The sequence below is a fragment of the Bradyrhizobium sp. CCBAU 51753 genome (genome assembly GCF_015291565.1).
Classification (GTDB): Bacteria; Pseudomonadota; Alphaproteobacteria; order Rhizobiales; family Xanthobacteraceae; genus Bradyrhizobium; species Bradyrhizobium ivorense.
Window position 1 is genome coordinate 7,113,997 of sequence record NZ_CP030037.1, and the last position, 24,526, is coordinate 7,138,522.

At 65.4% G+C, this 24,526-nt stretch carries 20 protein-coding genes; 11 read left to right on the forward strand and 9 right to left on the reverse strand.

Annotated elements, in window-relative coordinates; genetic code table 11:
- Window positions 1–18: 18 nt before the first annotated feature.
- Together XH93_RS32580 and XH93_RS32585 are read left to right on the forward strand one after the other, a co-directional pair.
- On the forward strand, window positions 19–771 hold the full coding sequence (locus XH93_RS32580) for a siderophore-interacting protein (protein WP_246799357.1): 753 nt from the start codon (window positions 19–21) through the stop codon (window positions 769–771).
- 427 nt (window positions 772–1,198) lie between these two features.
- Window positions 1,199–2,194, forward strand: coding sequence for a LysR family transcriptional regulator (locus tag XH93_RS32585; RefSeq protein WP_194470591.1), 996 nt, complete (start codon window positions 1,199–1,201; stop codon window positions 2,192–2,194).
- Window positions 2,195–2,395: 201 nt separating this feature from the next.
- Here the strand turns inward: XH93_RS32585 and XH93_RS32590 are convergent, their stop codons facing one another.
- Window positions 2,396–3,385: an alpha/beta fold hydrolase gene (locus XH93_RS32590; protein WP_194470592.1), complete on the reverse strand. Its 990-nt coding sequence runs from the start codon at window positions 3,383–3,385 to the stop codon at window positions 2,396–2,398.
- A gap of 271 nt (window positions 3,386–3,656) precedes the next feature.
- Here XH93_RS32590 and XH93_RS32595 point away from each other — a divergent pair, with 271 nt between their 5' ends.
- Window positions 3,657–4,802, forward strand: a complete 1,146-nt coding sequence (locus tag XH93_RS32595) for an ABC transporter substrate-binding protein (RefSeq protein ID WP_194470593.1) — start codon at window positions 3,657–3,659, stop codon at window positions 4,800–4,802.
- A gap of 368 nt (window positions 4,803–5,170) precedes the next feature.
- On the opposite strand, the gene XH93_RS32600 is transcribed toward XH93_RS32595, so the two are convergent.
- Genes XH93_RS32600 through XH93_RS32610 form a run of 3 tightly spaced genes read right to left on the reverse strand, consistent with a single transcriptional unit; the run spans window position 5,171 to window position 7,707 of the window.
- Window positions 5,171–5,416 (reverse strand): hypothetical protein, encoded by a 246-nt coding sequence (locus XH93_RS32600; RefSeq protein WP_194470594.1) that lies wholly within the window; start codon window positions 5,414–5,416, stop codon window positions 5,171–5,173.
- A 37-nt stretch (window positions 5,417–5,453) separates the two neighbouring features.
- Complete coding sequence (locus XH93_RS32605) at window positions 5,454–6,563, reverse strand: M48 family metallopeptidase (protein WP_194470595.1); 1,110 nt, start codon at window positions 6,561–6,563, stop codon at window positions 5,454–5,456.
- Between the two features lie 4 nt (window positions 6,564–6,567).
- Window positions 6,568–7,707 (reverse strand): DUF898 family protein, encoded by a 1,140-nt coding sequence (locus tag XH93_RS32610; protein WP_194475409.1) that lies wholly within the window; start codon window positions 7,705–7,707, stop codon window positions 6,568–6,570.
- Between the two features lie 659 nt (window positions 7,708–8,366).
- Between XH93_RS32610 and XH93_RS32615 the strand changes: the two genes are divergently transcribed.
- The 3 genes from XH93_RS32615 to XH93_RS32625 all read left to right on the forward strand — a co-directional run bounded on the left by XH93_RS32615 (window position 8,367) and on the right by XH93_RS32625 (window position 13,890).
- The gene (locus XH93_RS32615; RefSeq protein WP_194470596.1) at window positions 8,367–9,638 is read left to right on the forward strand and encodes a cytochrome P450; all 1,272 of its coding nucleotides are present in this window, start codon (window positions 8,367–8,369) and stop codon (window positions 9,636–9,638) included.
- A gap of 214 nt (window positions 9,639–9,852) precedes the next feature.
- Complete coding sequence (locus XH93_RS32620; RefSeq protein WP_194470597.1) at window positions 9,853–11,127, forward strand: cytochrome P450; 1,275 nt, start codon at window positions 9,853–9,855, stop codon at window positions 11,125–11,127.
- Between the two features lie 516 nt (window positions 11,128–11,643).
- Window positions 11,644–13,890, forward strand: coding sequence for a hypothetical protein (locus XH93_RS32625; RefSeq protein WP_194470598.1), 2,247 nt, complete (start codon window positions 11,644–11,646; stop codon window positions 13,888–13,890).
- An 85-nt stretch (window positions 13,891–13,975) separates the two neighbouring features.
- On the opposite strand, the gene XH93_RS32630 is transcribed toward XH93_RS32625, so the two are convergent.
- Together XH93_RS32630 and XH93_RS32635 are read right to left on the reverse strand one after the other, a co-directional pair.
- On the reverse strand, window positions 13,976–14,401 hold the full coding sequence (locus XH93_RS32630) for a hypothetical protein (protein WP_194470599.1): 426 nt from the start codon (window positions 14,399–14,401) through the stop codon (window positions 13,976–13,978).
- A gap of 79 nt (window positions 14,402–14,480) precedes the next feature.
- Entirely contained in the window at window positions 14,481–14,990 is a 510-nt protein-coding gene (locus XH93_RS32635; protein WP_194470600.1) for a MarR family winged helix-turn-helix transcriptional regulator, read from the reverse strand.
- Window positions 14,991–15,085: 95 nt separating this feature from the next.
- On the opposite strand from XH93_RS32635, the gene XH93_RS32640 reads away from it, so the two are divergent.
- The 3 genes from XH93_RS32640 to XH93_RS32650 all read left to right on the forward strand — a co-directional run bounded on the left by XH93_RS32640 (window position 15,086) and on the right by XH93_RS32650 (window position 18,890).
- On the forward strand, window positions 15,086–15,973 hold the full coding sequence (locus tag XH93_RS32640) for an alpha/beta fold hydrolase (protein WP_194470601.1): 888 nt from the start codon (window positions 15,086–15,088) through the stop codon (window positions 15,971–15,973).
- Between the two features lie 50 nt (window positions 15,974–16,023).
- On the forward strand, window positions 16,024–16,830 hold the full coding sequence (locus XH93_RS32645) for an isocitrate lyase/phosphoenolpyruvate mutase family protein (protein ID WP_194470602.1): 807 nt from the start codon (window positions 16,024–16,026) through the stop codon (window positions 16,828–16,830).
- Window positions 16,831–17,042: 212 nt separating this feature from the next.
- Window positions 17,043–18,890 (forward strand): bifunctional 2-polyprenyl-6-hydroxyphenol methylase/3-demethylubiquinol 3-O-methyltransferase UbiG, encoded by a 1,848-nt coding sequence (locus tag XH93_RS32650; protein WP_194470603.1) that lies wholly within the window; start codon window positions 17,043–17,045, stop codon window positions 18,888–18,890.
- A gap of 19 nt (window positions 18,891–18,909) precedes the next feature.
- Here XH93_RS32650 and XH93_RS32655 read toward each other — a convergent pair whose 3' ends face one another.
- Window positions 18,910–19,863: an ABC transporter substrate-binding protein gene (locus XH93_RS32655; RefSeq protein WP_194475410.1), complete on the reverse strand. Its 954-nt coding sequence runs from the start codon at window positions 19,861–19,863 to the stop codon at window positions 18,910–18,912.
- A gap of 161 nt (window positions 19,864–20,024) precedes the next feature.
- Window positions 20,025–21,752, reverse strand: coding sequence for an adenylate/guanylate cyclase domain-containing protein (locus XH93_RS32660; RefSeq protein WP_194470604.1), 1,728 nt, complete (start codon window positions 21,750–21,752; stop codon window positions 20,025–20,027).
- 391 nt (window positions 21,753–22,143) lie between these two features.
- On the opposite strand from XH93_RS32660, the gene XH93_RS32665 reads away from it, so the two are divergent.
- Together XH93_RS32665 and XH93_RS32670 are read left to right on the forward strand one after the other, a co-directional pair.
- A complete protein-coding gene (locus XH93_RS32665) occupies window positions 22,144–22,701 on the forward strand; it encodes a thiamine pyrophosphate-binding protein (RefSeq protein WP_194470605.1) in 558 nt (185 codons plus the stop codon).
- Window positions 22,701–23,294, forward strand: a complete 594-nt coding sequence (locus XH93_RS32670; RefSeq protein ID WP_194470606.1) for a thiamine pyrophosphate-dependent enzyme — start codon at window positions 22,701–22,703, stop codon at window positions 23,292–23,294. The genes XH93_RS32665 and XH93_RS32670 overlap by 1 nt, the downstream gene beginning before the upstream one ends.
- A gap of 158 nt (window positions 23,295–23,452) precedes the next feature.
- On the opposite strand, the gene XH93_RS32675 is transcribed toward XH93_RS32670, so the two are convergent.
- Window positions 23,453–24,376: a LysR substrate-binding domain-containing protein gene (locus XH93_RS32675; protein ID WP_194470607.1), complete on the reverse strand. Its 924-nt coding sequence runs from the start codon at window positions 24,374–24,376 to the stop codon at window positions 23,453–23,455.
- Window positions 24,377–24,526 lie beyond the last annotated feature (150 nt).

Consider the following 24,526-nt stretch of genomic DNA (forward strand, 5'->3'; position numbering starts at 1 on the left):
GCGAAGAGGAGCCCTGCCTTGTCGCTCACCGAATCCACCGACCATCAACCGCGCCCGCAACCGCAGGACGGCAAACTGACGCGTCTGTTGAAGCGCTGGTTTCTGCGCCCGGGACGGGTGTCCTTCATCCACACCTTCTCGCGGCACTTCCGCCTGATCGAGCTCGAGGGTGATGCGCTGAAAACCGCCGCCTGGATACCGGGCCAGCAGATCCAGATCGGCATCGGCGCCGGCATGACCAACCGCACCTACACGCCGATCTCGTGGAATGTGCAGGACGGCACGACACGGATCCTGGTCTATCTGCACGGCGATGCGCCGGGCAGCCGATGGATGCGCGCGCTGCGGCCGCAGCAGGCGTTCGATTTCCTCGGCCCGCGCCATTCGATCGACCTGTCCGACATCCCAGAACCCTGCGTGCTGTTCGGCGACGAAACCTGCTTCGGCCTTGCCAAGGCGTTGCAGGACACGCTCGGTGGTCGGCGCACACGGTTCATCTTTGAAGTGAGCGATCTTGCCGAGTCGCGCCTGGTGCTGCAGATCGTCGAACTGGGCGATGCCGTGCTGATCGAACGCACCGCCGGAGATGCCCACCTCACCGACATCGAATCCCACCTGCGGCCGCTCGCCTCCGACGGCGCGCAGTACATTCTGGCCGGCAAGGCAACATCGATCCAGCGCGCCCGGCAGGCGCTGAAAGCGAAAGGCGTCGCATCGTCACGCATCCGGGCAAAGGCCTACTGGGCGCCGGGCAAGAGCGGGCTGGATTAGGGCACTCGCAGTGCCGCCTCTCTTCACGTTCGTATTCCGCATCTCTCGTTTCACTCACGTGAGGAACGCACCGGCGGAAGAGTTCCCTCCCCCCTTGCGGGGGAGGGTTAGGGAGAGGGGGCCACTCGGCGTGCTCTCTCAACATTGGCTTCGGCGACACGCGATCAGAATTGCACGAGCGATGCTTCGGTCAATCATCTCGCCCGGCCAATCACAGCCCGCCGGTTGCCGTCACGCCGGTTTCCGGCGCGCCCGGCTATGAGGCGGTCGCGACCTGCCTGGCCGCGGCCGAGGTTCGCGCCCGCACTTCAGGCGTGATCGCGTGGCGGCCGGCCTGACAGCCCGAGGTTGCAGCCGCGCGGCGGCGTGACCTCTACGCACGGTTCCGGTCGGATATACCGGCGAAACTGTGCTATAAGCCCTGCAAATGAGCGAGCTCCCCCGCACCCAGGCCTTGCGTTGCTTCATCACCGTCGCCCGCGAAGGCACGGTGTCACGCGCGGCGACGGTGCTGGGGCTGACCCAGCCGGCGGTCAGTCTGCAACTGAAGGCGCTGGAGGAGAGCACCGGGCTGCAGCTGTTCAACCGCACGCCGAACGGCTTTACGCTGACCGAACCCGGCGCCGCGCTGCTGCCGCTGGCGCACAAGGCGGTGGCGGCGGCGTCCGATTTCAGGACCACCGCGGAGCAGTTGAAGGAAGCGCAGCGCGGCACGCTGCGCGTCGGCACCATCCTCGATCCTGAATTCACCAGGCTCGGACCGTTCGTGCGCAGCCTCGCCACCTCACCGCAGCGCACCGAAGTGTTCTTGCGCCATGGCGTCAGCGACGACGTGCTGGCGCAGATCGGCCGCGGCGAGCTCGACGTCGGCTACTATGTCGACGCCACGCCGGCGGACCAGCTTGTCCATCACAGCTATGCCGAGCGCAGCATTGGCGATGGCCGCTACCAGCTGGCGCCGCTGCTCTGCTACGACTACCGCGTGATCGCGCCGATCGGCTGGAGCGACCGGGTGATGGGCAAGGGCTGGGCCGAGCTCGCCGACTTGCCCTGGATCGCGACCCCGACGCATTCCGGCCATCGGCGGCTGCTCGACGACATCTTCGCGCCGCTCGGGGCGTTGCCGAAACGCGTCGCCTATACCGATCAGGAGGAGTCGATGGTCGACTTCGTCGAGTCCGGCATCTGCCTCAGCCTGGCGCGCGACAATGTGCTGACACCGCGGCTGTCGCGGCCGCATCATTTCGTGGTCGCCGACAAGGTGAAGGTCACCTGCGACCTTTCCTTCGCCTGCCTCGCCGCGCGCCGCCACGAAGGCGCGATCGCACAGGCCTTCGCGGCGGTGCGGGCGGCGTGGAACATCAAGCCCGCGGTGACCGGCGCCGGACCGACGCGCACGCGGAAGGTAGCGAAGAACGTCTGATGCGCGTGCCCGGCGCCCCCCGTAAGAACGGGAAGAGGGAGAATAACGGCGCCTTGCCGCAAGCAGCGCGGTTCGCCGGGACGACTTAGTGAGCCAAACATCGTCACATCCTGGACTGCGGGTCCGGCGCAGTCGTGAGGCTCAACCGCGGCCCAGATGGGCGGTGATATCGCCGTCCTGTCAAGTGACGCCTGCTGCCGTTCAGTTGAGGCTGTGCAGAAACTCGATGATCGCGCGGCTGACCTCGGCGGGGCGTTCCTGCTGGGTCCAGTGACCGCAGCCGGGCAGCATCTTGACGTCGCGCAGCTGCGGCACGAGCTGCTTCATGTTGGCGATCTGCTCGGCGGCGCCGGGAAACGCCACCACCATGTCGTGGTCGCCGGCGATGTAGAGCGCCGGTACCGTGACCTTGACGCCGTCGAAGGCCGCCGTCAGCTCCCAGTTGCGATCGATGTTACGGTAGTAGTTGAGCGGCCCGCGAAAGCCGCCGCGGGCGAATTCGCCGGCATAGATCTCGAGCTCGGCGTCGCTGAGCCATGACGGCAATGGCGGGGCGCTGGGCGGCAGCCAGCCGCCGCTGCGTGGCACCATGCCGACGCCGGCCGGTCGGCCACTCGCGGCTCCCATCGCACGGATCGCGGCGACGCCTTCGCCGGATCCGCCGTACAGCATCGCCCCCAGGGTCAATCGGGGGTCCTTCTCGAACTCGGCCTCGGCGACGCCCGGCTCCTGGAAATAGAGCTGATAGAACTGCGCGTCGGCGGTCTGCGGCATCAGACTGGTCGGGCGCGCCGGGCTGCGCGGCCGATACGGCACGCTGAGATTGACCATCGCGCGAAAACGATCCGGACGCAGGCGCGCGGCCTGCCAGACCACACCTGCGCCCCAGTCATGGCCGACCAGGACGGCGGTGGAAGCCTCGAGCCCGTCAAGCAGCCCGACGAGATCAGCGACGAGATGGAGGATCGTGTACTGGTCGATCGCCTCGGGCTTGTCGCTCTTGCCGTAGCCGCGCATATCGGGGGCAACCGCATGGAAGCCGGCGGCGGCGAGCGCCTCGATCTGGTGACGCCAGGAGTAAGAGCTTTCCGGAAAGCCGTGACAGAGCACGACCAGCGGGCCCTCGCCCTGCTCGACGATATTGAGGTTGATGCCGTTGCTCTTGATGATCCGCTCGGCCGGTTTGCCCATGGTCGCCTCCGCAGGATTATGCGCGTCGCGCGCGTGCAGAACGCGACATCGCCCGCAAGAGACTAGCGCGAACCGGCCAAGCTGTCAGGTCGCATGCGTGCACCGTGTCGCTTGGTAAGCCGATACTTGTCAAACCAGCGTCACATCGCCTCCCGATGTCCCCAATCCGTGGGACAGACGGCATCAGCCAAATCAATATGATGCGCAGCTGACGACCCGTCGGCTATCATCGGCCGCACACGACACAAAGGACTTCCGGGGAGGAATTGCAATGAAGCTGGCCATGGCCGGACTTATCTTCGCGAGCGCGGTGCTCGCCGCGTCCAGCGCGCATGCCGATATCAAGGTCGGCATCGTGGTGTCCGGCTCCGGACCGGGCTCGGCGCTCGGCCAGCCGCAGATGCGCGCGATCGCCGCGCTGCCCAAGGAGATCGGCGGCGAGAAGGTCACCTACATTGCGCTCGACGACGAATCCGATCCGACCAAGGGCACGCAGAACGCCCGCCGCCTGGTGATCCAGGACGGCGTCGACATCCTGATCGGCTCCTCGCTGACGCCGGTGACGATGCCGATGCTCGACGTCGCCTATGAGGCCAAGACGCCGATCATCTCGCTCGCGGCGGCCACCGCGATCGTGCAGCCGATCGACGACAAGCGGCGCTGGGCGTTCAAGGTGGTGCCGAACGACGATCTGATGGCGTCGGCGATCCTGAAATACATCGCCAAGTCCGGCATCAAGACGCTGGGCTATATCGGCGTCTCCGACGGCTATGGCGAGGGCTACTACAAGGAAGTCTCAAAACTCGCGCCCGGGCTCGGCATTACCGTGACGACGCACGAGGTCTATGCGCGCTCCGACACCAGCGCGATGGGCCAGGCGCTGAAGGTGATCGCGACCAACCCGGAGGCGGTGTTCATCGCCTCCGCCGGCACGCCGGCGGTGCTGCCGCAGGAGGCGCTGCGCGAGCGCGGCTACCAGGGCAAGATCTTTCAGACCCACGGCATCGCCTCGGAAGAGTTCATCAAGCTCGGCGGCGCCAATGTCGAGGGCGCGATCTTCACCGGCGAGGCCTTCACCATCGCCGACGATCTGGCGGAGAGCGATCCGTTCCGGCAGGCGCGCGACGAATTCGTCTCGGCCTATGAGAAGGCCAACGGTGCGAAGCCGAATATCTTTGCCGCGCATCTGTGGGACGCCGTGTCGCTGTTCAAGCGGGCGGTGCCGAACGCGCTGAAGGTGGCAAAGCCCGGCACCGCGGAATTCCGTGCCGCGCTGCGCGACGAGCTGGAGCGCGGCAAGGACGTCTATCTCAACAACGGCCTCTCGACGATGAGCCCGACCGACCACAACGGCTATGACGAGCGCTCCGCGTTCCTGATCAAGGTGGAGAAGGGCAAGTTCCGCTTGCTGAAATAGCGCGCGTCGCCAATATGGCGAAAACAACCCCATGCAAAGTAGCCGGCGGCTGCCGGCGCTTTGGCAAGGCCGCGCTTGGCAAGGCCGCTTGACACGTCGGGCAAGTCAGGGTTATTCTTCCAATATTCCGAAATCGCGCCCCTCATCCACCCGATAGCGGGCTCTAGTTAAGTTGAATCGGTTTGACCGCGGATTCGGTCCACCTCTCCCCGACGGGGAGAGGTCGATTTGCGCAGCAAATCGGGTGAGGGGCTGCGGCTCCAACGAGAGACCGTAACCCCTCACCCGGCGCTGCGCGCCGACCTCTCCCAACGGAGAGGTAAATCCTCCGCCGCCGCTCCAGCTCGGCCCAATCTCATCGCTCTAAATTAGTCGCCGCCCCAGCGCCAGCGCGGCGGCTCGCCCTTCCACCAGCAGATACCGGTGAACAGGACGGTCAGTAACAGCGCATAGCCAATGAAGCCGGCCGGCGAATGCCGCAGCAGCGCCGCGGCCCCGGCGGCGAGCAAAATCGCAAAGCCCGCGATGACGGCCCAGCCCTGCCAGCGGACCGGAGGCCCCCAGCCCCAGCCGTATCGCTTGGCCGGAAACCAGTAATTGCTGTCACGCGGCATCGGCGCGCTCCCGTGCGACGACCTCGAACGCTTTGCCTCACCCCTTGCCGCAGATGCCCTTCAGCGCCTGCCATTCGGCCGCCGACAGCAGCGGCGGGCCGTTCAGCGTGGCGCCGGCGTCGGCCTTGCTCATGCGCGCGAGGCGGTCCTCGGTCAGCGGATGGCTGGAGACGATCGACAGCCCCTTGCCGGCTTCCTTGCCGGTGACGCGGAACATCAGTTCGCCCATCGGCTTCGCCGGCCGGCCGAGCCTGTGCATGGTCTCGATCGCAAAACTGTCGGCATTGGTTTCGGCGTCGCGCGAATAGGACGACGTCACCAGCGAGCGCGAGGCGAAGATCAGCGCGCCGGAGCCGGTGATGTCGCCGAACAACAGCCCGATCAGGAACGAGGTGCCGCCATTGTGGATCAATTCACGCATGCTATCGCGATGGCGAAGATGGCCAAGCTCGTGCGCCAGAATGCCCGCGACCTCGTCGGGGCTTTCGGCCTTGGCCAGCAATCCATCGAACAGATAGACCTTGCCGCCGGGCAGCGCGAAGGCGTTTGCGACCGACGTTTCCAGCACGCCCGATTGCAGCGAATTGTCGAGCCCCGCGGACTGCCGCAGCGCGCCGACCAGTTTTTCGAACGCGGCCTGGCCGGCGGCATTGTCGCACGGCTTGCCGTCGAACACGACTTTGACCTGCGCCGCGGCGACGTCCCCGAGCCGCCGCTCAAAACTGTCGGGCACCAGCGGCGTCAGGCGGTCGGCGGCGAGCGGCACGCCGAACAGCACCACCAGCACGATCGACACCGCGGCCGCCAGCGACCAGCCGACGATCGCGGCGACGCCCTTGCGGTTCGGCAGATTGTCGTCGAGCTGCCGGCAAAGCGTGACCAGCTTGGCGGCGAGCGTCTCGTCGCGGATCTCGAGCCGCGCCAGCGCCGGCGCGGTCATGCAGCTCAGCCGCAGCAGGCCGGACGGACTGTCGGCGCGGCGGATGTCGGCATAGGCCCAGCGCGCCAGGACTTCGCCATCCTCCCGGATCTCCAGCGCATCGGACAGTTTGGGCGCGACCGCGCGCCGCCGGTTCGAGGTGCCGTCGAAATAGACCGAGGTGGCGCCCGCGGGCGCGGCGTTGGCGGCATCGCCATCCGGCGTCATGGCGCTAGAAGCCTCCGACGTCGAGGCCGTCGGCAAAGCCTTCGCCGAGCGCATTGGCGAGCTCGCCGCGCGCGCTGACGCTCGCCGCGGCCTCGAGATTGTGCACGATGGTCGTCGACAGCACGCGGACCCAGAAGTCGCGCATCAGATAGACCCGCATCACCACGTTCATCGCGAGCGCGAAGGCGAGATAGCCGATGCCGAGCAGCACCAGCAGCGGAATGCTCTTGGCGAACGCCTCGGTCTTGAAGAAGTCTTCGATCGACGAGCCGTCGATGCTCGCGACCAGCACGGTGCAGAGCGCAACGTAGGCCGCGAACACCGTGCCGAGCAGGACGGCCCAGCCGATCACCTTCCAGTAGAGCCCGATCAGCGCACTGCGCCGCATGGTGGATTCCAGCCTGACCTCGCCGAAGCGGATGCCCGACAGCCACCAGCGCCACTCGATCGCCTTGAACGCCGCCCAGACGAACGGCGCGAAGATCGTGCTGTACAGCGCGAACGGCATCAGCAGCCACAGCCACCAGCCGCGCTTGAAGAACTCCCAGCCGCGGCCCTCGAACGCGCCTTGCAGATCGCCGTAATAGGAATGCCGCATCTTGTAGCGCTCGAGCGCCGCCTCGCGCCACGGCAGCGCCAGGCCGAGCGTGAACAGGACCAGCAGGCCCCACAGCGAGGCCTTGAGCGCATAGACCCAGCCCGACCCGCTCATCCAGAAGCGCACCCCGCGCCACACCGTGCGCGTCAGGCGGTAGCGCCGCGCGCGGTAGATCGCGAACTGGCCGAACATGTAGAAGAACGCGACCAGCGGCAGCGAGGCGAACGCTTTGAGGTGCTCCGCCTCGACGCCGATCAGGAAGTAGCCGAGATAGATCGGCACCAGGATCGCGATCGCGACCAGAAAGCCGATCAGGAGCTCCTTGCCGCGGCCGGTATATTCCGGCGCGTCGCCGCCAATCTGGGTGTTCGACCATAGGTGCCGGCGGATGTCGGTGGTGAGCCAGAACCGGTAGAAGCCGAGCGTGATCAGCTCGAGCCCGGCGCCGCGGGCGACCAAATGGAAGAATTCCTTGCGCTTCCCGGAAAACGCCACCGGCATCGGCGGCGGAACCGGCGGCTGCGGCAGCTGCGGGGGCCAGCTCATCTCGTTCACGGGATCAACTCCGAACGTGGCGGCAATCTCTGCGGATCAAAATCACAGATTGGTCGCTGCGAGTGTGATCCAGGTTTCACACGAGGTCGAGAGCGCGGTCGGTTTTTTGGCCGGATGCGGTGGCTTTTGCATTGATGGGGCGTTGTCGATCCGTGAGCCGTTGGACGTGTGGTTGATGCCGCGGCGCCTATCACTGGCGCCATCGCCCGCGGCCACCCCTCTCCCCAACCCTCCCCCGCAAGGGGGGAGGGAGCCGTTCAACCCTGCGTCCCTTACGAGCAAAGGCGAAAGTTAGATGCTGAGAGTCGGATTGCGATGTGAGGTGAGCACGCCGAAAGGGCTCCCTCCCCCCTTGCGGGGGAGGGTTGGGGAGAGGGGTGCCGCTTGCTCCGCTCTTCGTTGATCGGCTCCTCAAATCTTTTGCTGCCCTCACGAGCAGATCACGCCAAATCAAACGCTGTTTCAAACAGCCTCGCTCTCCGCTGCCGCCGCATGGCGCCCGGAATTGGCCGCTTTGGACTGGTTCGATGCGGCCAAATGCGCGCCGAAGGCCTTGCGCAAAGCTGCGAATGGGAATGTAATTCGATAAAACATCTGCGCCGGCATTGCCTTCCCATTGCCCGGCTGCTGAAACGGTTGAGGAGCCGCTCATGCACGGGACCGTCGATCTCGTCAAAGACGTCAATCTGGATGCCGCGCGCGAGCGCGCCAATGCGCTGCCGTTGTCGGATTACGATCCCGGCGATCCCGAGCTGTTCAAATCGGATACGTTCTGGCCGTATTTCGACCGGCTGCGCCGCGAAGACCCGGTGCATTACTGCAAGGACTCGATGTTCGGGCCGTACTGGTCGGTGACCCGCTACAACGACATGATGGACATCGAGACCAACCATTCGGTGTTCTCCTCCGCCGCCGCGCTCGGCGGCATCACCATCCGCGACGTGCCGCCGGATCTGCGCCGCGAAAGCTTCATCGCGATGGACCAGCCGCGCCATTCGGCGCAGCGCAAGACCGTGGCGCCGATGTTCACGCCGACGCATCTCGACGAGCTCGCGATCAACATCCGCAAGCGCTCGACCGAATGCCTCGACAATCTGCCGCGCGGCGAGGTGTTCGACTGGGTCGACAAGGTCTCGATCGAATTGACCACCCAGATGCTCGCGGTGCTGTTCGACTTCCCCTGGGAAGACCGCCGCAAGCTGACGCGCTGGTCTGATGTCGCAACCACCCTGCCCGGCGCCGGCGGCCTTGTCGCGACGGAGGACGAGCGGCAGGCCGAGCTGATGGAATGCGCCGGCTATTTTGCGCGGCTGTGGAAGGAACGTTCGAGCCAGCCGCCGAAGAGCGACCTGCTCTCGATGATGGCGCACTCCGACGCGACGCGGAACATGGACCCGAAGAATTTCCTCGGCAATCTGATCCTGCTCATCGTCGGCGGCAACGACACCACGCGCAACACGCTGTCCGGCAGCATCTATGCGCTGAGCAAGCATCCGGAGCAGTACAGGAAGCTGAAGGCGAACCCGGCGCTGATCGACAGTTTCGTGCCGGAGGTGATCCGCTGGCAGACCCCGCTCGCGCATATGCGGCGCACTGCGCTCGCCGACTACGAATTCCGCGGACGCCAGATCAAGAAGGGCGACAAGGTCGTGATGTGGTACGTCTCGGGCAACCGCGACGAGGAGGCGATCGAGCGGCCCTACGAGTTCGACATCGAGCGCGCCCGGCCCCGCACCCACATCTCGTTCGGCTTCGGCATCCACCGCTGCGTGGGCTTAAGGCTCGCCGAGCTGCAGCTGAAGATCATCTGGGAGGAAATCCTCAAGCGGTTCGACACCATCGAGGTGGTCGGGGAGCCGCAACGGGTGTATTCAAGCTTCATCAAGGGCTACGAGACGCTGCCAGTCCGCATCGCCGCGTGAGAGGCGGCCACAAGCCCGGCAGTGCAATGAAATCGAACTGTGACCACGACGAAGGTCTGCCCCCTCTCCCGCTTGCGGGGGAGGGTTGGGGTGGGGGTGCCACCCCAGCGGGAGCCTTCGCGTGGAGAAAGCCCCCACCCGCATTGCATCTTCGATGCAATGCGACCTCCCCCGCAAGCGGGAGAGGTGAGAACCGTCACCGGAGCCAGCTACGATGAACGTCCAGACCGCAATCCGTGCCGATCGCGCCGAGCTGCTGCGCCAGGCGCGCGAGGAAGCGTATGCGACGCCGCTGCAGGATTTTCATCCCGGCGCGCCAAGACTGTTCCAGAACGACACGCTGTGGCCGTGGTTCGAGCGGCTGCGCAAGGAAGAGCCGGTGCATTACTGCACCAACGCGCCGATCGAGCCGTACTGGTCGGTGGTGAAGTACAACGACATCATGCATGTCGACACCAGCCACGGCATCTTCTCCTCGGATTCGACGCTCGGCGGGATCTCGATCCGCGACGTGCCGCCGGGCTACGACTATCCGAGCTTCATCGCGATGGACCAGCCGAAGCATGCGCATCAGCGCAAGACCGTGTCGCCGATGTTCACCCCGACGCATCTTGACGAGCTCGCAAAACTCATCCGGCCGCGTTCGCAGAGCGTGCTCGACAACCTGCCGCGCAACGAGACCTTCAACTTCGTCGAGCGCGTCTCGATCGAACTGACCACCCAGATGCTGGCGACGCTGTTCGATTTCCCCTGGGAGGAACGGCGCAAGCTGACGCGCTGGTCCGACGTCTCGACCGCGCTGCCGAAGAGCGGCGTCGTCGAATCGCCGGAGCAGCGCCGCCGCGAGATGGACGAGTGCTACGCCTATTTCTCAAAGCTGTGGAACGAGCGCGTCAACTCCGCTCCGCGCAACGACCTGCTGTCGATGATGGCGCATAGCGACGCCACGCGGCACATGGACCCCGACAATCTGATGGGCAACATCATCCTCTTGATCGTCGGCGGCAACGACACCACCCGCAACACCATGAGCGGCTCGGTGCTGGCGCTGCACGAGCATCCCGACCAGTTCCAGAAGCTGAAGGACAACCCGGCGCTGATCGATACCATGGTGCCCGAGGTGATCCGCTGGCAGACCCCGCTGGCGCATATGCGGCGCACCGCGCTTGTCGACACCGAGGTCGGCGGCAAGACGATCAAAAAGGGCGACCGCGTCGTGATGTGGTACGTCTCCGGCAACCGCGACGACGAGGTGATCGACCGGCCCGACGAGTTCATCATCGACCGCGCCCGGCCGCGCATCCACCTGTCGTTCGGCTTCGGCATCCACCGCTGCGTCGGCATGCGGCTCGCCGAGCTGCAGCTCAAAATCGTCTGGGAAGAGATGCTGAAGCGCTTCGACCGCATCGAGGTGGTCGGCGAGCCGAAGCGGGTCTATTCCAGCTTCGTGCGCGGCATCGAGACCCTGCCGGTGCGGATCCCGGGCTGACGGCGCGTGCGCCGCGGCCACGCGGCGCGACTCAGAATTGAAAGGGCATAACCGAGACGGAGATCTTGCCGTCCGATGCTCGCTGGACGGTGAACTCGATCTCCTTCGAAGCTTTCACGTCGCCCACGCTCACCGAAATCCCGCCGCTGCATTGCAACGTTCGCTTCGATCCGGCGAAGCATCGTTTTTATGGGGGCCCGAGGGAGCAACGCCCCCTGCCGCCGTTCGCGGGACCACGTCATCAACATGAAGTTGCAAACCAACCTGACATGCATCTATAATTTCCGACGAACGCTTCCGGCTTTTCTGCAAGCGCTGCCTACAAAGTCACCACGCTCTTCGCAAAAAAAGATCCTCAACTCCTTTCGCGACCTGATCGCAAAGCACGGCTGAACGCATCTGCGGCGCAATCAGGGATATAGCCGGCCGGTTTGGCTGTGCGGGCGGCAGGTAACAAGCCTGCGGCCCCGTGCCAATGCTTCCCAACGAAACCAGACTCGCCCAGGAAACCTGTCGATGACATCCCTTCACGCAACGCCGTCCGCACTCGATGTGTATTCGCAAGCAGCCCCGTGGACCAACGCCACGCCGAACCGCATTCTGAAAACCGCGGCGGTGCCGGTCTCATTGCCCTATATCGGCATGAGCGCGTGGGACGCCAACACCGCACGGTTCAGCGCGGTTTCTCCGCCGGATCCGACGACCGGCGTGCAATATTTTTGCATCGTCCTGGACGACGGCGGCACGCCGACCGGGATGCGGTACGACTTCAGCCTCAACCCGGTCGCGCTATCCGGGCATTCGGGCGCGGCAGGCGTCTTCGAGACTCTCGCCGACGACTGCCAGCTCTCCGCATTCAACGGATGGACCTACGTCATCGATCCGGCGAGCGGCGGCCATTACTTCGTCTGCGCCGCGTCTGCGACATCGCCAACTCCGAGCAACGGGCTGTACTGGCTCTGCTTGACCGAGAACTACAAATTCTTTCCGCCGATGATGCAGGTCTACCAACCGACCTCCGGCATCGAGCCGCAGGGAGTTTGGTCGATCGGCGAGACGGTCTGGTTCACCAAGCAGGACGGCTCGCTCTGGCAGGTATTGCTTGCCGACGTGCTGACGAACAAGACCACCTCGTTGCAGCAGATCAGCTCAACCGGAATCGTTCAGGGTATTGTTACCGATGCCACAGCGGCTCCCGCCTGCTATGTGCTGTCGGCGGTTGCGAGCGCTGGCGGCTACAGCCTGGTCGAGTTCCAGGCGGGCAACCCGGCAAGCGCGGTGACGATCGAGACGGGATTTGCCCTCGGCACGATCAAGACGACCCCTGACGGCGCGGTCTGGAAGGTGGTCTCCGATCTCAACCCGAACGATCTTCAGCAGCCGAAGTCAGAGGTCGCCCTGTTGGTCCCGAGCTATCCCGTCAACGGCCGCAACCCCGCCTGGATCGATCCGTTCGCCAGCGCCGACCCCTCACTTTATCCGGCCGGACTGACGCAGTCCATCATGGACGCGATCCCGCTCTCCGCCACCGACATCCTGCTGCTGACGACGCCGAACGCGAGTTCCTACGCGTTGAACGATACCGGCGGCAGCATGGTGTGGCAGATGACCCGCGTCGGCATCGGCGTGTTCGATCAGCCGGCCGTTCCGCTCCATTCATACAGCGGCGACGCGCTCACCGCCTACTCCCAGATCAGCCAGGACCTGATCAAGGGCGGCCCGACCGCGAACGACATCCGGGCGCAATATAGCCAGATGTCCGCAGCACAGGCCGGTGATTATGTCACCGCGCTGGCAACGATGACGGTGCCGCCGACCTTTTCGAACAAGGCTGCGTGGAGCGGCGTTCAAAACGACCTGCAAAACGAGTTGAACGATCTGGTGTCGTCGGCCTCGTTCTGGTCTGCGATGTCGCAAGTCGTCGTCGTGCAAAGTCAGATCGAAAGTCTGGCGGCAAGTTACGTCGCAAACGCGCTCGTGATCCCGACGACCGCGACCTTGATCAGCAGCACCGCCCGTCAGGTCAACGCCCTGAATATTGCCTCCGTAACCGCCGGCGGCGCCGGCTCTGTGCTCACTTGCCTCGGCGGGATCCTCGCAGTCACTGCGCCGGAAGGCGCAGCGGTACTGGGCCTGTTTTCGGCAGCGGCGGCCGTCGTCGGCCTGCTGTGTGCGTTCTTCGGGTCTCGCAACACCGACTACTCCATCAGCGTGAGCGATCCGGCGTACTACATCAGCGCCAAGCTCGGAGAGGTCGACAATGATCTGGGCAAGGTGTTCGCCGCGACGCAGGACATGATCACATCCTACGCCGCAGCCGCGACCAGGGACGGCGGGATTTTGGCGACGGTCGGCGCCCTCTACCGAAACGGGACGTGGACCGCGAATCCGCCCGACTACAAAGCGGGTTCAAACGAGGTGCCGAGCTCCTTCCAGGCCTATCGCGACGGGTGCGTGCATTCCTATCTTCAGGCGTTCGTGCCGCTCGTCACCGCAATCAATCTCATTGTCGTCAACAACGATCAGCAATGGAACACGTACAAGGGCAAACCGGTCTATGTCAGCCCGACACACACGTGGTGGAACACGATGGGCGATAATTACAAGGGAGCTTTGCTGCAATACGCGTCGGACAGCGATCAAAGCAAGCCGCTCGGCCAGGACCTCGACGCGCTGCTGTTCACGACCTTGGGCTATTCCTACGCGGAAGTGTTCCTGCAATGGAATATTCCGACGACGCCGTCATGGATATCGGACGAATAGGGAAGCGAGGTCGCCTCGCGCGTTTTCGCCAACTGTCGACATTGCGCTGGATCAGCCGCGGCGAGCGCGCCGCGGCCACGCGGCGTCAGAATTGAAACGGCACCACCGAAACGGAGATCTTGCCGTCCGATGCGCGCTGCACCGTGAACTCAATTTCCTTCGAGGCTTTCACGTCGCCCACGCTCACCGAAATGCCGCCGCTGCATTGCAACGTCCGCTTGTCCGGACTCGTCGAGGTCGTGACCATTCTCTCACTGAGAAGGTAAAGCGGCTTGCTGTTCTCCGGATTCGGTTTAGCCGTCGACTCCTTGGCGGCGTAGTTGACCAGCGGATTGCGATGGTCGTCCGCAACGCTCTGAAGCACGGCATTGCGCGTGTCGATGGAATCGCATTCGAGCTTGTTCTCGCCGCAAGCACTCAAAAGAAGCAAAAATGCAAAACACCAGACAGCAAGCGATCGATCGGGGACATTCGGCATCCAGGGGTGCCTTGCGCGGTTGATGACATCCAACAAGCTGCCCGGCGATGCATCGTTCCTGTGAGGTTCCCTTGGCGGTCCATGATCTGCCGCCAACGGGAATGGATCGGCGTTAGCGCGCGCGCTTGCCCTTGGTGGTCGGCAGCGGGCAGCGCGTGCACACCCTGTCGTCGCACATCCGGCAGATCGTGAAGCGATCCATCTCGCTGGTATCCTGCCGCACCAGCAGGTCGCGGATCAGCGTGCCGAGCCGCTTGGTCTCCGTCGGCGACAGCACGTCCAGCAGCGACGCAACCGCTGAAATCCGCGACGCCATCAGTTCCTTCCGGGCCGCGGCGCCCTTCGGCGTCAGATGCAGCGCGACCTCCCTGGCGTCATCGCCCGGCCGGCGCTCGACCAGCTGATCCGACACCAGACGGTCCACCAGGCGGACCGTTCCGGAATGCGACAGGCCGAGGATGCGGCGCAGCTTCTCGTTGGTCATGCCCTCGCCATAGCCGATGACGACCAGCGCCGCAGGCGTCTCGCCGCCACGGCCGATGACCTCGCGCGCGCCCTGCTCGATCCGGTCCATCACGGCGAGCGACAGCGCCCCCAGCAAATTGGCGATTTCAGTGTCCATGCCGCCGACAATATGTGCGCAGCGCACAAAAAACAACTTGACCGGATATATGCGCTACGCATATATGCGTTACGCACATAAAAAAGGAAACGACGATGAGCGCACTGGCAATTTCCGATGTCACCGGCAGCGAGCCGGTTCTGAAATATGTGACAGCCAACGGCGTGCGGTTCGCCTATCTCGAGCAGGGCAGCGGACCCCTGGTGATGTTCATGCACGGCTTTCCCGACAACGCCTGGTCCTATCGCAAGCAGTTGCAGGCGTTTGCCGATGCAGGATATCGCGCGGTCGCGCCGTTCCTGCGCGGCTATGCGCCGACCGAGATTCCGGCCAACGGGGTGTTCGATCCGATCGAGCTCGGCAAGGATCTGGAAGCGCTGATTGCGGCGCTGAGCGACGACGGACAGGCGCGCGTCGTCGGCATGGACTGGGGCGGCACGTCCACCTTTCAGGCGCTCGCCACCGCGCCTGCGGCGATCAAGGCCGCGGTGGTCATGAACACCGCGCACCCGATCACGATCGCGAGTCTCAGGAGCGATCCCGATGCCGTTCGATCGGTCTTCCATGTCTATTTCTTCACGGTGCCCGGCGCCCACGCGGCCGTCAACATCGAGGGACTGCCGTTCGTCGACTATCTCTGGAAGTTGTGGTCGCCAGCTCTGCAGAACGACGAGCATCTGCGCTCGGTCAAGCGGACGCTGAGCGCTCCCGGCACCATGAAGGCGGCGCTGAAATACTACAACGGTCTGGTCGATGCGGGCGTTGCGGGCCGGCTGCCGATCAACGACATGCACACGCCGACATTGACGATCTATGGCGGCAACGATCCGACCGCGCGGTATTCAATGCAGGAAGAGCCGCTGTTCAAGGGGCCACATCGGCGCGTTGTGCTGCCCGGCGTCGGCCACTTCCCGCACCTCGAGCGCGAGGCCGAAGTCACCGGCCTGATCATGGACTGGTTCAGGACGCACGCGCCCGACTGAACGCGTGTGCCGACCGCAGGATCGAAATTCACTGAACAGGAGTGCGTGCAATGGACGCCAGGACACAGCAGCAGCAATACGCCGAGACGTTTCGCGGTCTTCACAGGGCGGGCGATCCGCTCGTCCTCTTCAATGCCTGGGACGTCGCCACCGCTAAGGCGATCGCAAAAACGGCGGCGGCGGTCGCGACCAGCAGCGGGGCGGTCGCGGCAGCGCTCGGCTACGCCGACGGCGAACATGTTCCGTTCGACATGGTGGCCGGCCTGGTGTCGCGGATGACGGCAGCGGTTTCGGTTCCGATCTCGATCGATCTGGAGGCGGGCTATGGCGACACGCCGGAGGCGGCCGCGACGGCGGCGGCCGGGATTGTGAAAGCCGGCGCCATCGGCATCAATATCGAAGACGGGCTGTCCGCGGGACAGCGGCAGCTCGTCGATCCGAAGCAGCACGCAGCCAAGATCAGGGCCGTGCGCGACACCGCGCAGGAGCTCGGCGTTGATCTGTTCATCAATGCGCGGACCGATCCGTTCCTGCTGAAGTTCGGATCGCCGGAGCAGTGCCTGGAGGAAGCGGCACGGCGCGCAGCGGTTTACGCCGAGGCCGGCGCTGACGGAATCTTCGTCCCCGGCCTCACCGACCTCACGCTGATCGAGCAGCTGGTTCAGCGCACGCCGCTGCCGGTCAACATCATGGTGACGCAGGGCATCCCCGCCATCGCAGATCTCGCTCGCGCCGGCGTGCGGCGGATCAGCCTCGGACCGTGGCCGATGATGGCGGCGATGCGGGCGATCGGACAGGCCGCCGCCACGGTCGCCGCAAGCAGGCAATACGGCACGCTCCTGCAACCGAACGGCTGAGCGCGGACAATCACCACGCTCAAACGGGTGAGCGCGGCGCGCGTCGATCGCGCTCCATCGTTCGGATCGAGGCGACCGCCATCCGCTAGAATATCCTTGGCTGCAATCCTGATCCGCCCTATGTCTGCCCGATGATTGCGCCGCCCGGACCGCCGCCGTTTTTTCGGTGCGCGGTTCGGCGGCGCTAGCACTTCGGGCCGGTTGACGGGACCATGAACCGAAAAGAACGACGTGCGGCCGAGAAGCAACGCGGCGCCTCCGCGGGACGCGCGAACGCGCCAGCCTTCGCGGCCGGCATCGGCATTGCCGACCTCGCCGCCGAGGCGAGCCGGTTGCGCGCGATGGGCCGCATCCACGAGGCGCAAGCGATTTGCCGCGACATTCTTGCGCGCGAGCCTGATCATGTGCAGAGCCTGAACCTGCTCGGCCTGATCGCGCAGGCCTCCGGCGATCACCGGGGCGCCGCAAAACTGTTCGCGAAGGCGATCGCCGCGGACGAGGTCAACGCCGCCTGCCACTACAATGCCGGCAATTCGTACCAGGCGCTCGGTCAACGCGGCAAGGCGGCCGCGCATTTCAGCAAGGCGCTGGCGCTCGGCATGGAAGACAAGGCGCTCGCCTTCATCCTGCAAAGCCCCGTGATCGCCGGATATGTCGGGCGGATTGCGAGCAAGTGGCCGCTGGCGATCACGGCCGCCGAATTGTTCGGCGGCGAAAGCATCGCCCCGCTGGCCAAGGATCTTTTCCTGCGCTGCGCGATGGAAGCGACGACGCTGCCGAGCATGCAGCTCGAACTGCTGCTGGGACATGCGCTCGCCGAGCTGCTGCGGCTGGCAGGCGCGCCGGGCAAGGATCGCGCCGCGGTCGACGACGACATCGTCGGCTTCGCCTGCGCGCTGGCGCGGCAGTGCTTCATCAGCGAATATGCCTATGCGCAGAGCGCGGCGGAAAGCGGCGATGCCGATGCGCTGCGCGATCGGCTGCTGCAGAACCTGGCGTCGGGGGCCACCATCACGCCGCTCACGCTGGCGGTGGTCGCGGCGTATTTTCCGCTGCATGCCCTGCCGACGGCGGAAACACTGCTGCGCCGGGACTGGCCGGCGAGCGTGGCCGGCCTGCTGCGGGTGCAGCTTCGCGAGCCGCTCGAGGAAGCGGCCGATCGCGCGCGCATTGCGGCGCTCACGCCCATCAAGGACAGCGTCTCGGTGCAGGTGATGCACCAGTACCAGGAAAACCCCTACCCGCGCTGGACCATCAATCCGCTGACCGCATTCGCGGCCGATCAGGCGCGCGGCAAGATCGCGCCGACGGCGGAGCGGCAGGCCGCGCTGGAGATCCTGATCGCGGGCTGCGGCACCGGCTCGCACGCGATCCAGATCGCGCAGGTCTATCCGAACGCCCGCCTGCTCGCGGTCGACATCAGCCTGACCAGCCTCGCCTATGCGCGGCGCAAGACCCGCGAGCTCGGCTTGCGCAATATCGACTATGCGCAGGCGGATATTCTGGAGCTGGGGACGATCGGCCGCAGCTTCGATCACATCGAATCGGTCGGCGTGCTGCATCACCTTGCCGAGCCGACCGCCGGCTGGCGGGTGCTGGTCTCGCTGCTGCGGCCGGGCGGCAGAATGCGCATCGGGCTCTACAGCGAGCTGGCGCGCCGCGTCATCGTCGATGCCCGCGCCCGCATCGCCGCGCGCGGCTATCGCGCCACCGCCGACGACATCAGACGATGCCGCCAGGAGATCTTCCGCGAGGCCGAGCACTGGCCGATGCTGATCGGCGCGCGCGACTTCTACAGCGTCAGCGGCTGCCGCGACCTGCTGTTCAACGTCATGGAGCACCGCCTCACGATCCCGGAGATCGCGGCATTCCTGAACGACAATGATCTATCCTTCCAGGGTTTCGAACCGTTCGACGACCCGACGGTGCTCGAGAAATTCCGCAAGCAGTCAGGCACGGCCGACGAGACCGATCTCGAGCAATGGCACCGCTTCGAGGTCGATCACCCCGAGACGTTCTGGGACATGTATGTGTTCATGGCGGGCAAGAGCGCGCGCTGAAGACACAGCGTAGGACCGCCTATTCGATCACGTCATCCGCGCCGCTGACCACCGACTGCGAGAACGCGCGGCCGAGCAGTTTGGCGGTCTTCAGGTTGATCACGAGCTCGACCTTGGTCACCAGCTGCACCGGCAGATCGGCCGGCTTCTCGCCCTTGAGCACCCGGCCGGCATAGATGCCTGCGCGGCGATGCGACTGCACGAAATCGCCGCCATAGCTCATCAAGCCGCCGGCCATCGGAAAGTCCCGGGTCTGGGTGATAGCAGGGACGCCGTATTTGATCGCGAGCTCGGCCAATCGGCGGCTGCGAAAGGCAAAATAGGGATCGGAGCAGAACACCAGCGCGTTGGCCGACTCCCTGCCCACGGCAGCGAAGACCTCGTCGAATTCCTCTTCCTTGCTTGCGTTCAGCACCAGCAGCTTGACGCCGAGAGTTTCGGCGGCGGCGCGCAGCCGCTGCAATTGCGAACCGGCGGTCGGACTGGTCGGGTTGGCGACGACGCCCAATGTGGTCGCCGCCGGCAACAGCTCGTGCATCAGCTCGAGCCGCTTCGGCGACACATCGACGCTCAGGCTGGAAACGCCGGTGATGTTGCCGCCCGGCCGCGACAGGCTGTCGACCACACCGAGCGCAACGGGATCGCCGCCCATCTCGAACACGATGGTCTTGGTGACGCCGGCAGCCTTTGCGGCAAGCGCGACCGGCGCGCCGCCGGGCGCCACCACCAGATCGACATTGTGCGCGATCAGTTCGCCGGCCAGCGCAGGCAGGCGAGCATATTGCCCATGCGCCCATTGATAATCGATCGTGACATCGCGGCCCTCGACAAAGCCGGCTTCGCGAAGCCCCTGGTGAAAAGCCCTGAGCCGGCTGGCAAACAGCTCGGGCGATTCCGGGCAGAGATAGCCGATCACCGGCATCGATGACTTCTGTGCATGCGAGGGTGTGGTCGAGGTCGCGGCGGCCGCCATCATCAACAGGACGTCGCGCCGGCTGGCGCGCCGGTGCGACGTTGCTGCACTGGGATCAGCGCTTGTCATTGTTTTGCGAACCCGCTGCCGTCGATCGAAGCATATCCCGCGACCGGCCTGTCGCCAACGCAATGCACCGGGCATAAGCGCGGCGGCATCGGCTACAGCGCCCCGAACGAAATTCCAAACACCGGAATTGCCTCGTCGAAGCCCTTGATTTGTCGATTGCCGATATCGTGCAGCGGGCGCTGGCCGCCAACGTTGGTGGCGATCTCGACGTCGAGCAGGATTTCTCGGTCTGCGGCAGATGCGCACAGGCGGGCCGCGAGATTCACCACGGTGCCGATCGCGGTGTAATCGAGCCGGTCCTCGTAGCCGATCCGGCCGACGATCGCCGATCCGCCGGCGAGGCCGACGCCGAAGCCGATCTGGTAGCCGCGCGCTCGCCAGCCGGCGATCAGCTCCTGCACGCGCTTCTGCATCTCGATCGCGAGGTCGACCGCCCGCAGCGCCGGCTGCTCGACCGCGACGGGTGCGTTGACCAGCACCATCAGGCCGTCGCCGGAAAAGCTGATCAGCGTCGCCTCATATTGCGCAATGGCCCTGCCGAGCACCTCATAATAGGACGACAGCACGCCCATGACTTCCTCGGGGGCGACGCCGGCGGAAAACGCGGTGAAGCCGCGCAGATCGCAGAACACCACGGCGACGTCGGTGCGGCGGCCGTCCAGCACGCTGTCGTCGCCGGTGCGGTCGACGAGGTCGGCGACCTGCGGCGCGAGGAAGCGCTTCAGCTTGGCGATGCGCTCCTGATGCTGCTGGGCGAGCGCGAGGCCGCCGGCCATCTTGTTGAAGCTGTTGGCGAGGCGCTGAAACTCGTCGCCGGTCTGCAGCGAAATGCGGTGATCGAAGGCGCCGGCGCCGATCCGCTCGGTGCCTTCCTCGAGCAGCTTGATCGGCACCGTCATCCGGTGCGCCAAGGCATAGGCCAGCAGCCCGGCGAAGATGGTGCCCATCGCGAGCAGCGTCGCGGTGCGCCGCAAGGCGGCATAGATCGGCGCGTAGGCTTCGGAGAGCGGCTGCTCCACCACCACGGTCCAGTCCGGGCCCGCCACCGGCGCGGCGCTGACGGCGACGGTGCGTCCGTCGGCAGCCTGGCTGGTCGCAAAGTCCGCCCCCGGGCCGATCGCGTCGCGTACCGCGCGAAATGGCCGCGAGGTCGTCTCCTCCGCCCCGCGCAGCACCAGGCTGAGGTCGGGATGCGCGATCAGCCGGCCTGGCCGATCCAGCACAAAAGCAAGACCGGTCTCGCCCACCTTGATCGCCGAGATCACATCCCAGATCAGCTTGAGATTGACTTCGGCGATGACCGCGCCGGACGATGGCCGGTTGCCGACGACCGCGACCGTCAGATAGGGCTCCGAGCCGCGGTTGTAGCTGACGTCGCTGAACCAGACCTGGGTCGCGCGGGCGCCGACCAGCGCCGGATCGGCCGACCGGTCGGTGCGGCTCTCGATGCGATTGAGACTGACCCGCGAGACGTGGAGGCGCTCCAGCGCATTGTGGTCGAGCAATGTCAGGCTGACGATGGCCGGCGCCTGCCGCAGCAGCCGCTGCGCATCGGTGCGCCGCCGCTCGTCGACCTCGTCGGTCCATGGCAGCTGGACCAGCCAGCCGAGCTGGGTGGAAATATCGTGGATGAAGTTATGGATCTCAGCGGCAGCGGACGACGCCTCGGCGTCGAGCAGTTGGTCGACCCGCGCGCGCTGATCGCGGTAACCGAACCAGGCCTCGACGACGCCATTGATGGCAAGCGGGACCGCGACGGCCATGAAGAGCACGAGGAAATACTTTGGAAACAGGCCGCGAAACCGATCTCGGACAATCATGCCCTGGTACCTGAAAAAGCGACGGGTCGATCAATATTCCGAAAAAATGTCGCCTTTGCTGTGCCGGCCGGCGCTGCCGCTACTCTGCATTGCAAAACATAGGGAACCGCGTTTTAGGCTGCAATGAGGCTGCCTGCCGAGCCCGCCAAATGACACAGCCTCGTGACCTCGCCCTGCCGCCGTTTCCGCGGGGCTATAAAATCCCGGCATAGCTGCGCGAAACAGATGCGAAGAGAGTAACGCCCGCTCACGCGCTATGCCATCGGCGTGAGGCCGCGCCACTGCGCTGCCTTTCCGCCCCGATGGAATCGAGACGGATTCTTTGTTTGACGCGTTTTCTTCATGCGAACCGGTATCCACTTCGCTTGAAAACGCTCTAGCCGAGGCCAAGATGGACCAAATTGCCGTTCACCAGGACAACGCGACCGGCGCCGACTGGCCGGTCGCGATCTATCGCACGCTGAAGGAATTTGGCGTGGCGCAGCTGTCCTATGTGCCCGATGCGGGGCATTCCAAGCTGATCAAGCTGTCGCACGCCGATCGCGCAATCAAGACCACGGTGCTGACCACCGAGGAGGAAGGCGTGGCGCTGTCCGCCGGCGCCTGGCTGGGCGGCGAGCGCGCGGTGCTGCTGATGCAATCGAGCGGCGTCGGCAATTGCGTCAACATGCTGTCGCTGATGGCAAGCTGCCGCTTTCCGTTCCTGACGCTGGTGACGATGCGCGGCGAATGGGCCGAGTTCAATCCCTGGCAGATCCCGATGGGCCGGGCGACGCCGCAGGCGTTCGAGATCATGGGCGTCACCGTGCTGCGGCTGGAGAAGGCGGAGGATACCGAGGAGGTGATCTCGGCCGCCGCCACGCTTGCCTATGACGGCGACCAGCAGGTTGCGGTGCTGATCTCGCAGCGGATGATCGGCCGCAAGAAGTGGACGAAGGAGACGCACTGATGTCAGAGCCAATTGGAACGCTCGATCGCCGCGCCGCGGTGAAGGCGCTGCTCACTGAGCGCGGCGACCTGCTCGCGATCTCCGGGCTCGGCTCCTCGTCCTACGATCTGTTCGCCGCCGGCGAGCATCCCGGCAATTTCTATCTCTGGGGCGCGATGGGCGGCGCCGCGATGGTCGGGCTCGGGCTCGCGCTGGCGCAGCCGAAGCGCCCGGTGCTGGTCATCACCGGTGACGGCGAGCAGCTGATGGGAATCGGCAGTCTCTTGACCATCGCCGCCAAGCAGCCCGGCAATCACTCGATCGCGGTGCTCGACAACGGCCAGTTCGGCGAGACCGGGATGCAGCCCAGCCATTCGGGCTTGGGTGCGAAGCTGGAAGTGATCGCGAGCGGCGCCGGCATCGGCACGGTCAGCGACATCGCTGACATGGCCGGCATCGAAGCATTCCGCGCGCGCCTGCGCGACGTCAGCGGCGGCCCGCGGCTGGCGCGGATCCGGATCGCAGCCGGCGAGCTCGAGCGTGCGCTGCCGCCGCGCGACGGCACGTACTTGAAAAACCGCTTCCGCGGCCATCTCGGTTTCGCGGTGCGATGAGAAAACTAGTCCCGTCATTGCGAGGCGCGACAGCGACGAAGCAATCCATGCCTCCGCGCATGCGGCGCGATGGATTGCTTCGCGGAGCCTGTCATCGGGCGGCGCTTTGCGCCGACCCGTTGGCTCGCAATGACGGGGATAAAGCGACGAAGCTGCCTTCAGGCGAGCTGGATATCCCAGGATCCGTCGGTGCGGCACGCGGCGACCTCGTCGCGCAACAGTCTTGCAATCAGCGTGATCGCGTTGGAGCCGGGATGCTCGACCGGCGCGGCCAGCGCCAGCTCGCGGCGCGGTGCCGGCCGCGCCAGCGGCGCGGTCTCGAGCCGGCCGTCGGCGACCTCGGCGCGCACCGAGGACGGCGGCAGCAGCGTATATCCGAGCCCCTCCTCGACCAGGCTGGTCAGCACCCGGAACGAGTCCGCCTCGAGCTTGACGTCGATATCGAGCTTGCGCTTCGCGGCTGCGTGCTCGATCAGCGCACGGAGGCCGTGCGAATGACTGGGCAGCACCAGGCGCTGGCGCAGCAGCCAGCCGATATCGACCTGCTTCTTCTGCTTCAGCCCGCTGCCGCGCGGGCCGACTGCGACGATCGAGTCGCGGCCGAGGCTCTGCACCGCCAGATGCAGATCGACCGACGGGCCGTAGATCACGGCGAGATCCATCTCGCCGCGATGCAGCCACTCGATCAGATGGCCACTGTAGCTTTCGACGATGCAGAGCGAGATGCCGGGATAGCGCTCCACGGTGCGACGCGCCAGCCGCGCCGACAGCACGCAGCTCACCGTCGGGATCAATCCCAGCACCACGCGCCCCGACGGCGCGCCGCCGGCGGACTGGATGTCGTCGCGGATCTGGTCGATCTGCCGCACGATACCGCTGGTGCGCGCCAGCAGCAGGCGGCCGGCATCGGTCAGCACCATGCCGCGGCCGTTGCGGGTGAACAGCTCGGTGCGCAGCTCGTGCTCCAGCAGCTTGATCTGCCGGCTCAGCGCCGGTTGCGCGACCCGCAGCGTATCGGAGGCCTTGCTCAGGCTGCCGAGTTCCGCGACACACGCAAAGGTCCTAAGCTGGCGGAAATCCATACTTGCCAATCCTGGAAGGCAGGTTCATACGCTATAACAAAACAGCATAGGGAGTTTACCGGGGCCCCACAACGGGCGCTTAGCCCGCAAGATTCTAGTGTTGACGCGTTTTCTTCACGCGAACCGGTACCCACTTCGCTCGAAAACGCT

Bases quoted from the DNA above. Each gene is read 5' to 3' on its own strand.
- XH93_RS32585 (WP_194470591.1), top strand. From the start codon at position 1,199: ATGAGCGAGCTCCCCCGCACCCAGGCCTTGCGTTGCTTCATCACCGTC.
- XH93_RS32590 (WP_194470592.1), bottom strand. From the start codon at position 3,385: ATGGGCAAACCGGCCGAGCGGATCATCAAGAGCAACGGCATCAACCTC.
- XH93_RS32595 (WP_194470593.1), top strand. From the start codon at position 3,657: ATGAAGCTGGCCATGGCCGGACTTATCTTCGCGAGCGCGGTGCTCGCC.
- XH93_RS32600 (WP_194470594.1), bottom strand. From the start codon at position 5,416: ATGCCGCGTGACAGCAATTACTGGTTTCCGGCCAAGCGATACGGCTGG.
- XH93_RS32605 (WP_194470595.1), bottom strand. From the start codon at position 6,563: ATGACGCCGGATGGCGATGCCGCCAACGCCGCGCCCGCGGGCGCCACC.
- XH93_RS32610 (WP_194475409.1), bottom strand. From the start codon at position 7,707: ATGAGCTGGCCCCCGCAGCTGCCGCAGCCGCCGGTTCCGCCGCCGATG.
- XH93_RS32615 (WP_194470596.1), top strand. From the start codon at position 8,367: ATGCACGGGACCGTCGATCTCGTCAAAGACGTCAATCTGGATGCCGCG.
- XH93_RS32620 (WP_194470597.1), top strand. From the start codon at position 9,853: ATGAACGTCCAGACCGCAATCCGTGCCGATCGCGCCGAGCTGCTGCGC.
- XH93_RS32625 (WP_194470598.1), top strand. From the start codon at position 11,644: ATGACATCCCTTCACGCAACGCCGTCCGCACTCGATGTGTATTCGCAA.
- XH93_RS32635 (WP_194470600.1), bottom strand. From the start codon at position 14,990: ATGGACACTGAAATCGCCAATTTGCTGGGGGCGCTGTCGCTCGCCGTG.
- XH93_RS32640 (WP_194470601.1), top strand. From the start codon at position 15,086: ATGAGCGCACTGGCAATTTCCGATGTCACCGGCAGCGAGCCGGTTCTG.
- XH93_RS32645 (WP_194470602.1), top strand. From the start codon at position 16,024: ATGGACGCCAGGACACAGCAGCAGCAATACGCCGAGACGTTTCGCGGT.
- XH93_RS32650 (WP_194470603.1), top strand. From the start codon at position 17,043: ATGAACCGAAAAGAACGACGTGCGGCCGAGAAGCAACGCGGCGCCTCC.
- XH93_RS32655 (WP_194475410.1), bottom strand. From the start codon at position 19,863: ATGGCGGCCGCCGCGACCTCGACCACACCCTCGCATGCACAGAAGTCA.
- XH93_RS32660 (WP_194470604.1), bottom strand. From the start codon at position 21,752: ATGATTGTCCGAGATCGGTTTCGCGGCCTGTTTCCAAAGTATTTCCTC.
- XH93_RS32665 (WP_194470605.1), top strand. From the start codon at position 22,144: ATGGACCAAATTGCCGTTCACCAGGACAACGCGACCGGCGCCGACTGG.
- XH93_RS32670 (WP_194470606.1), top strand. From the start codon at position 22,701: ATGTCAGAGCCAATTGGAACGCTCGATCGCCGCGCCGCGGTGAAGGCG.
- XH93_RS32675 (WP_194470607.1), bottom strand. From the start codon at position 24,376: ATGGATTTCCGCCAGCTTAGGACCTTTGCGTGTGTCGCGGAACTCGGC.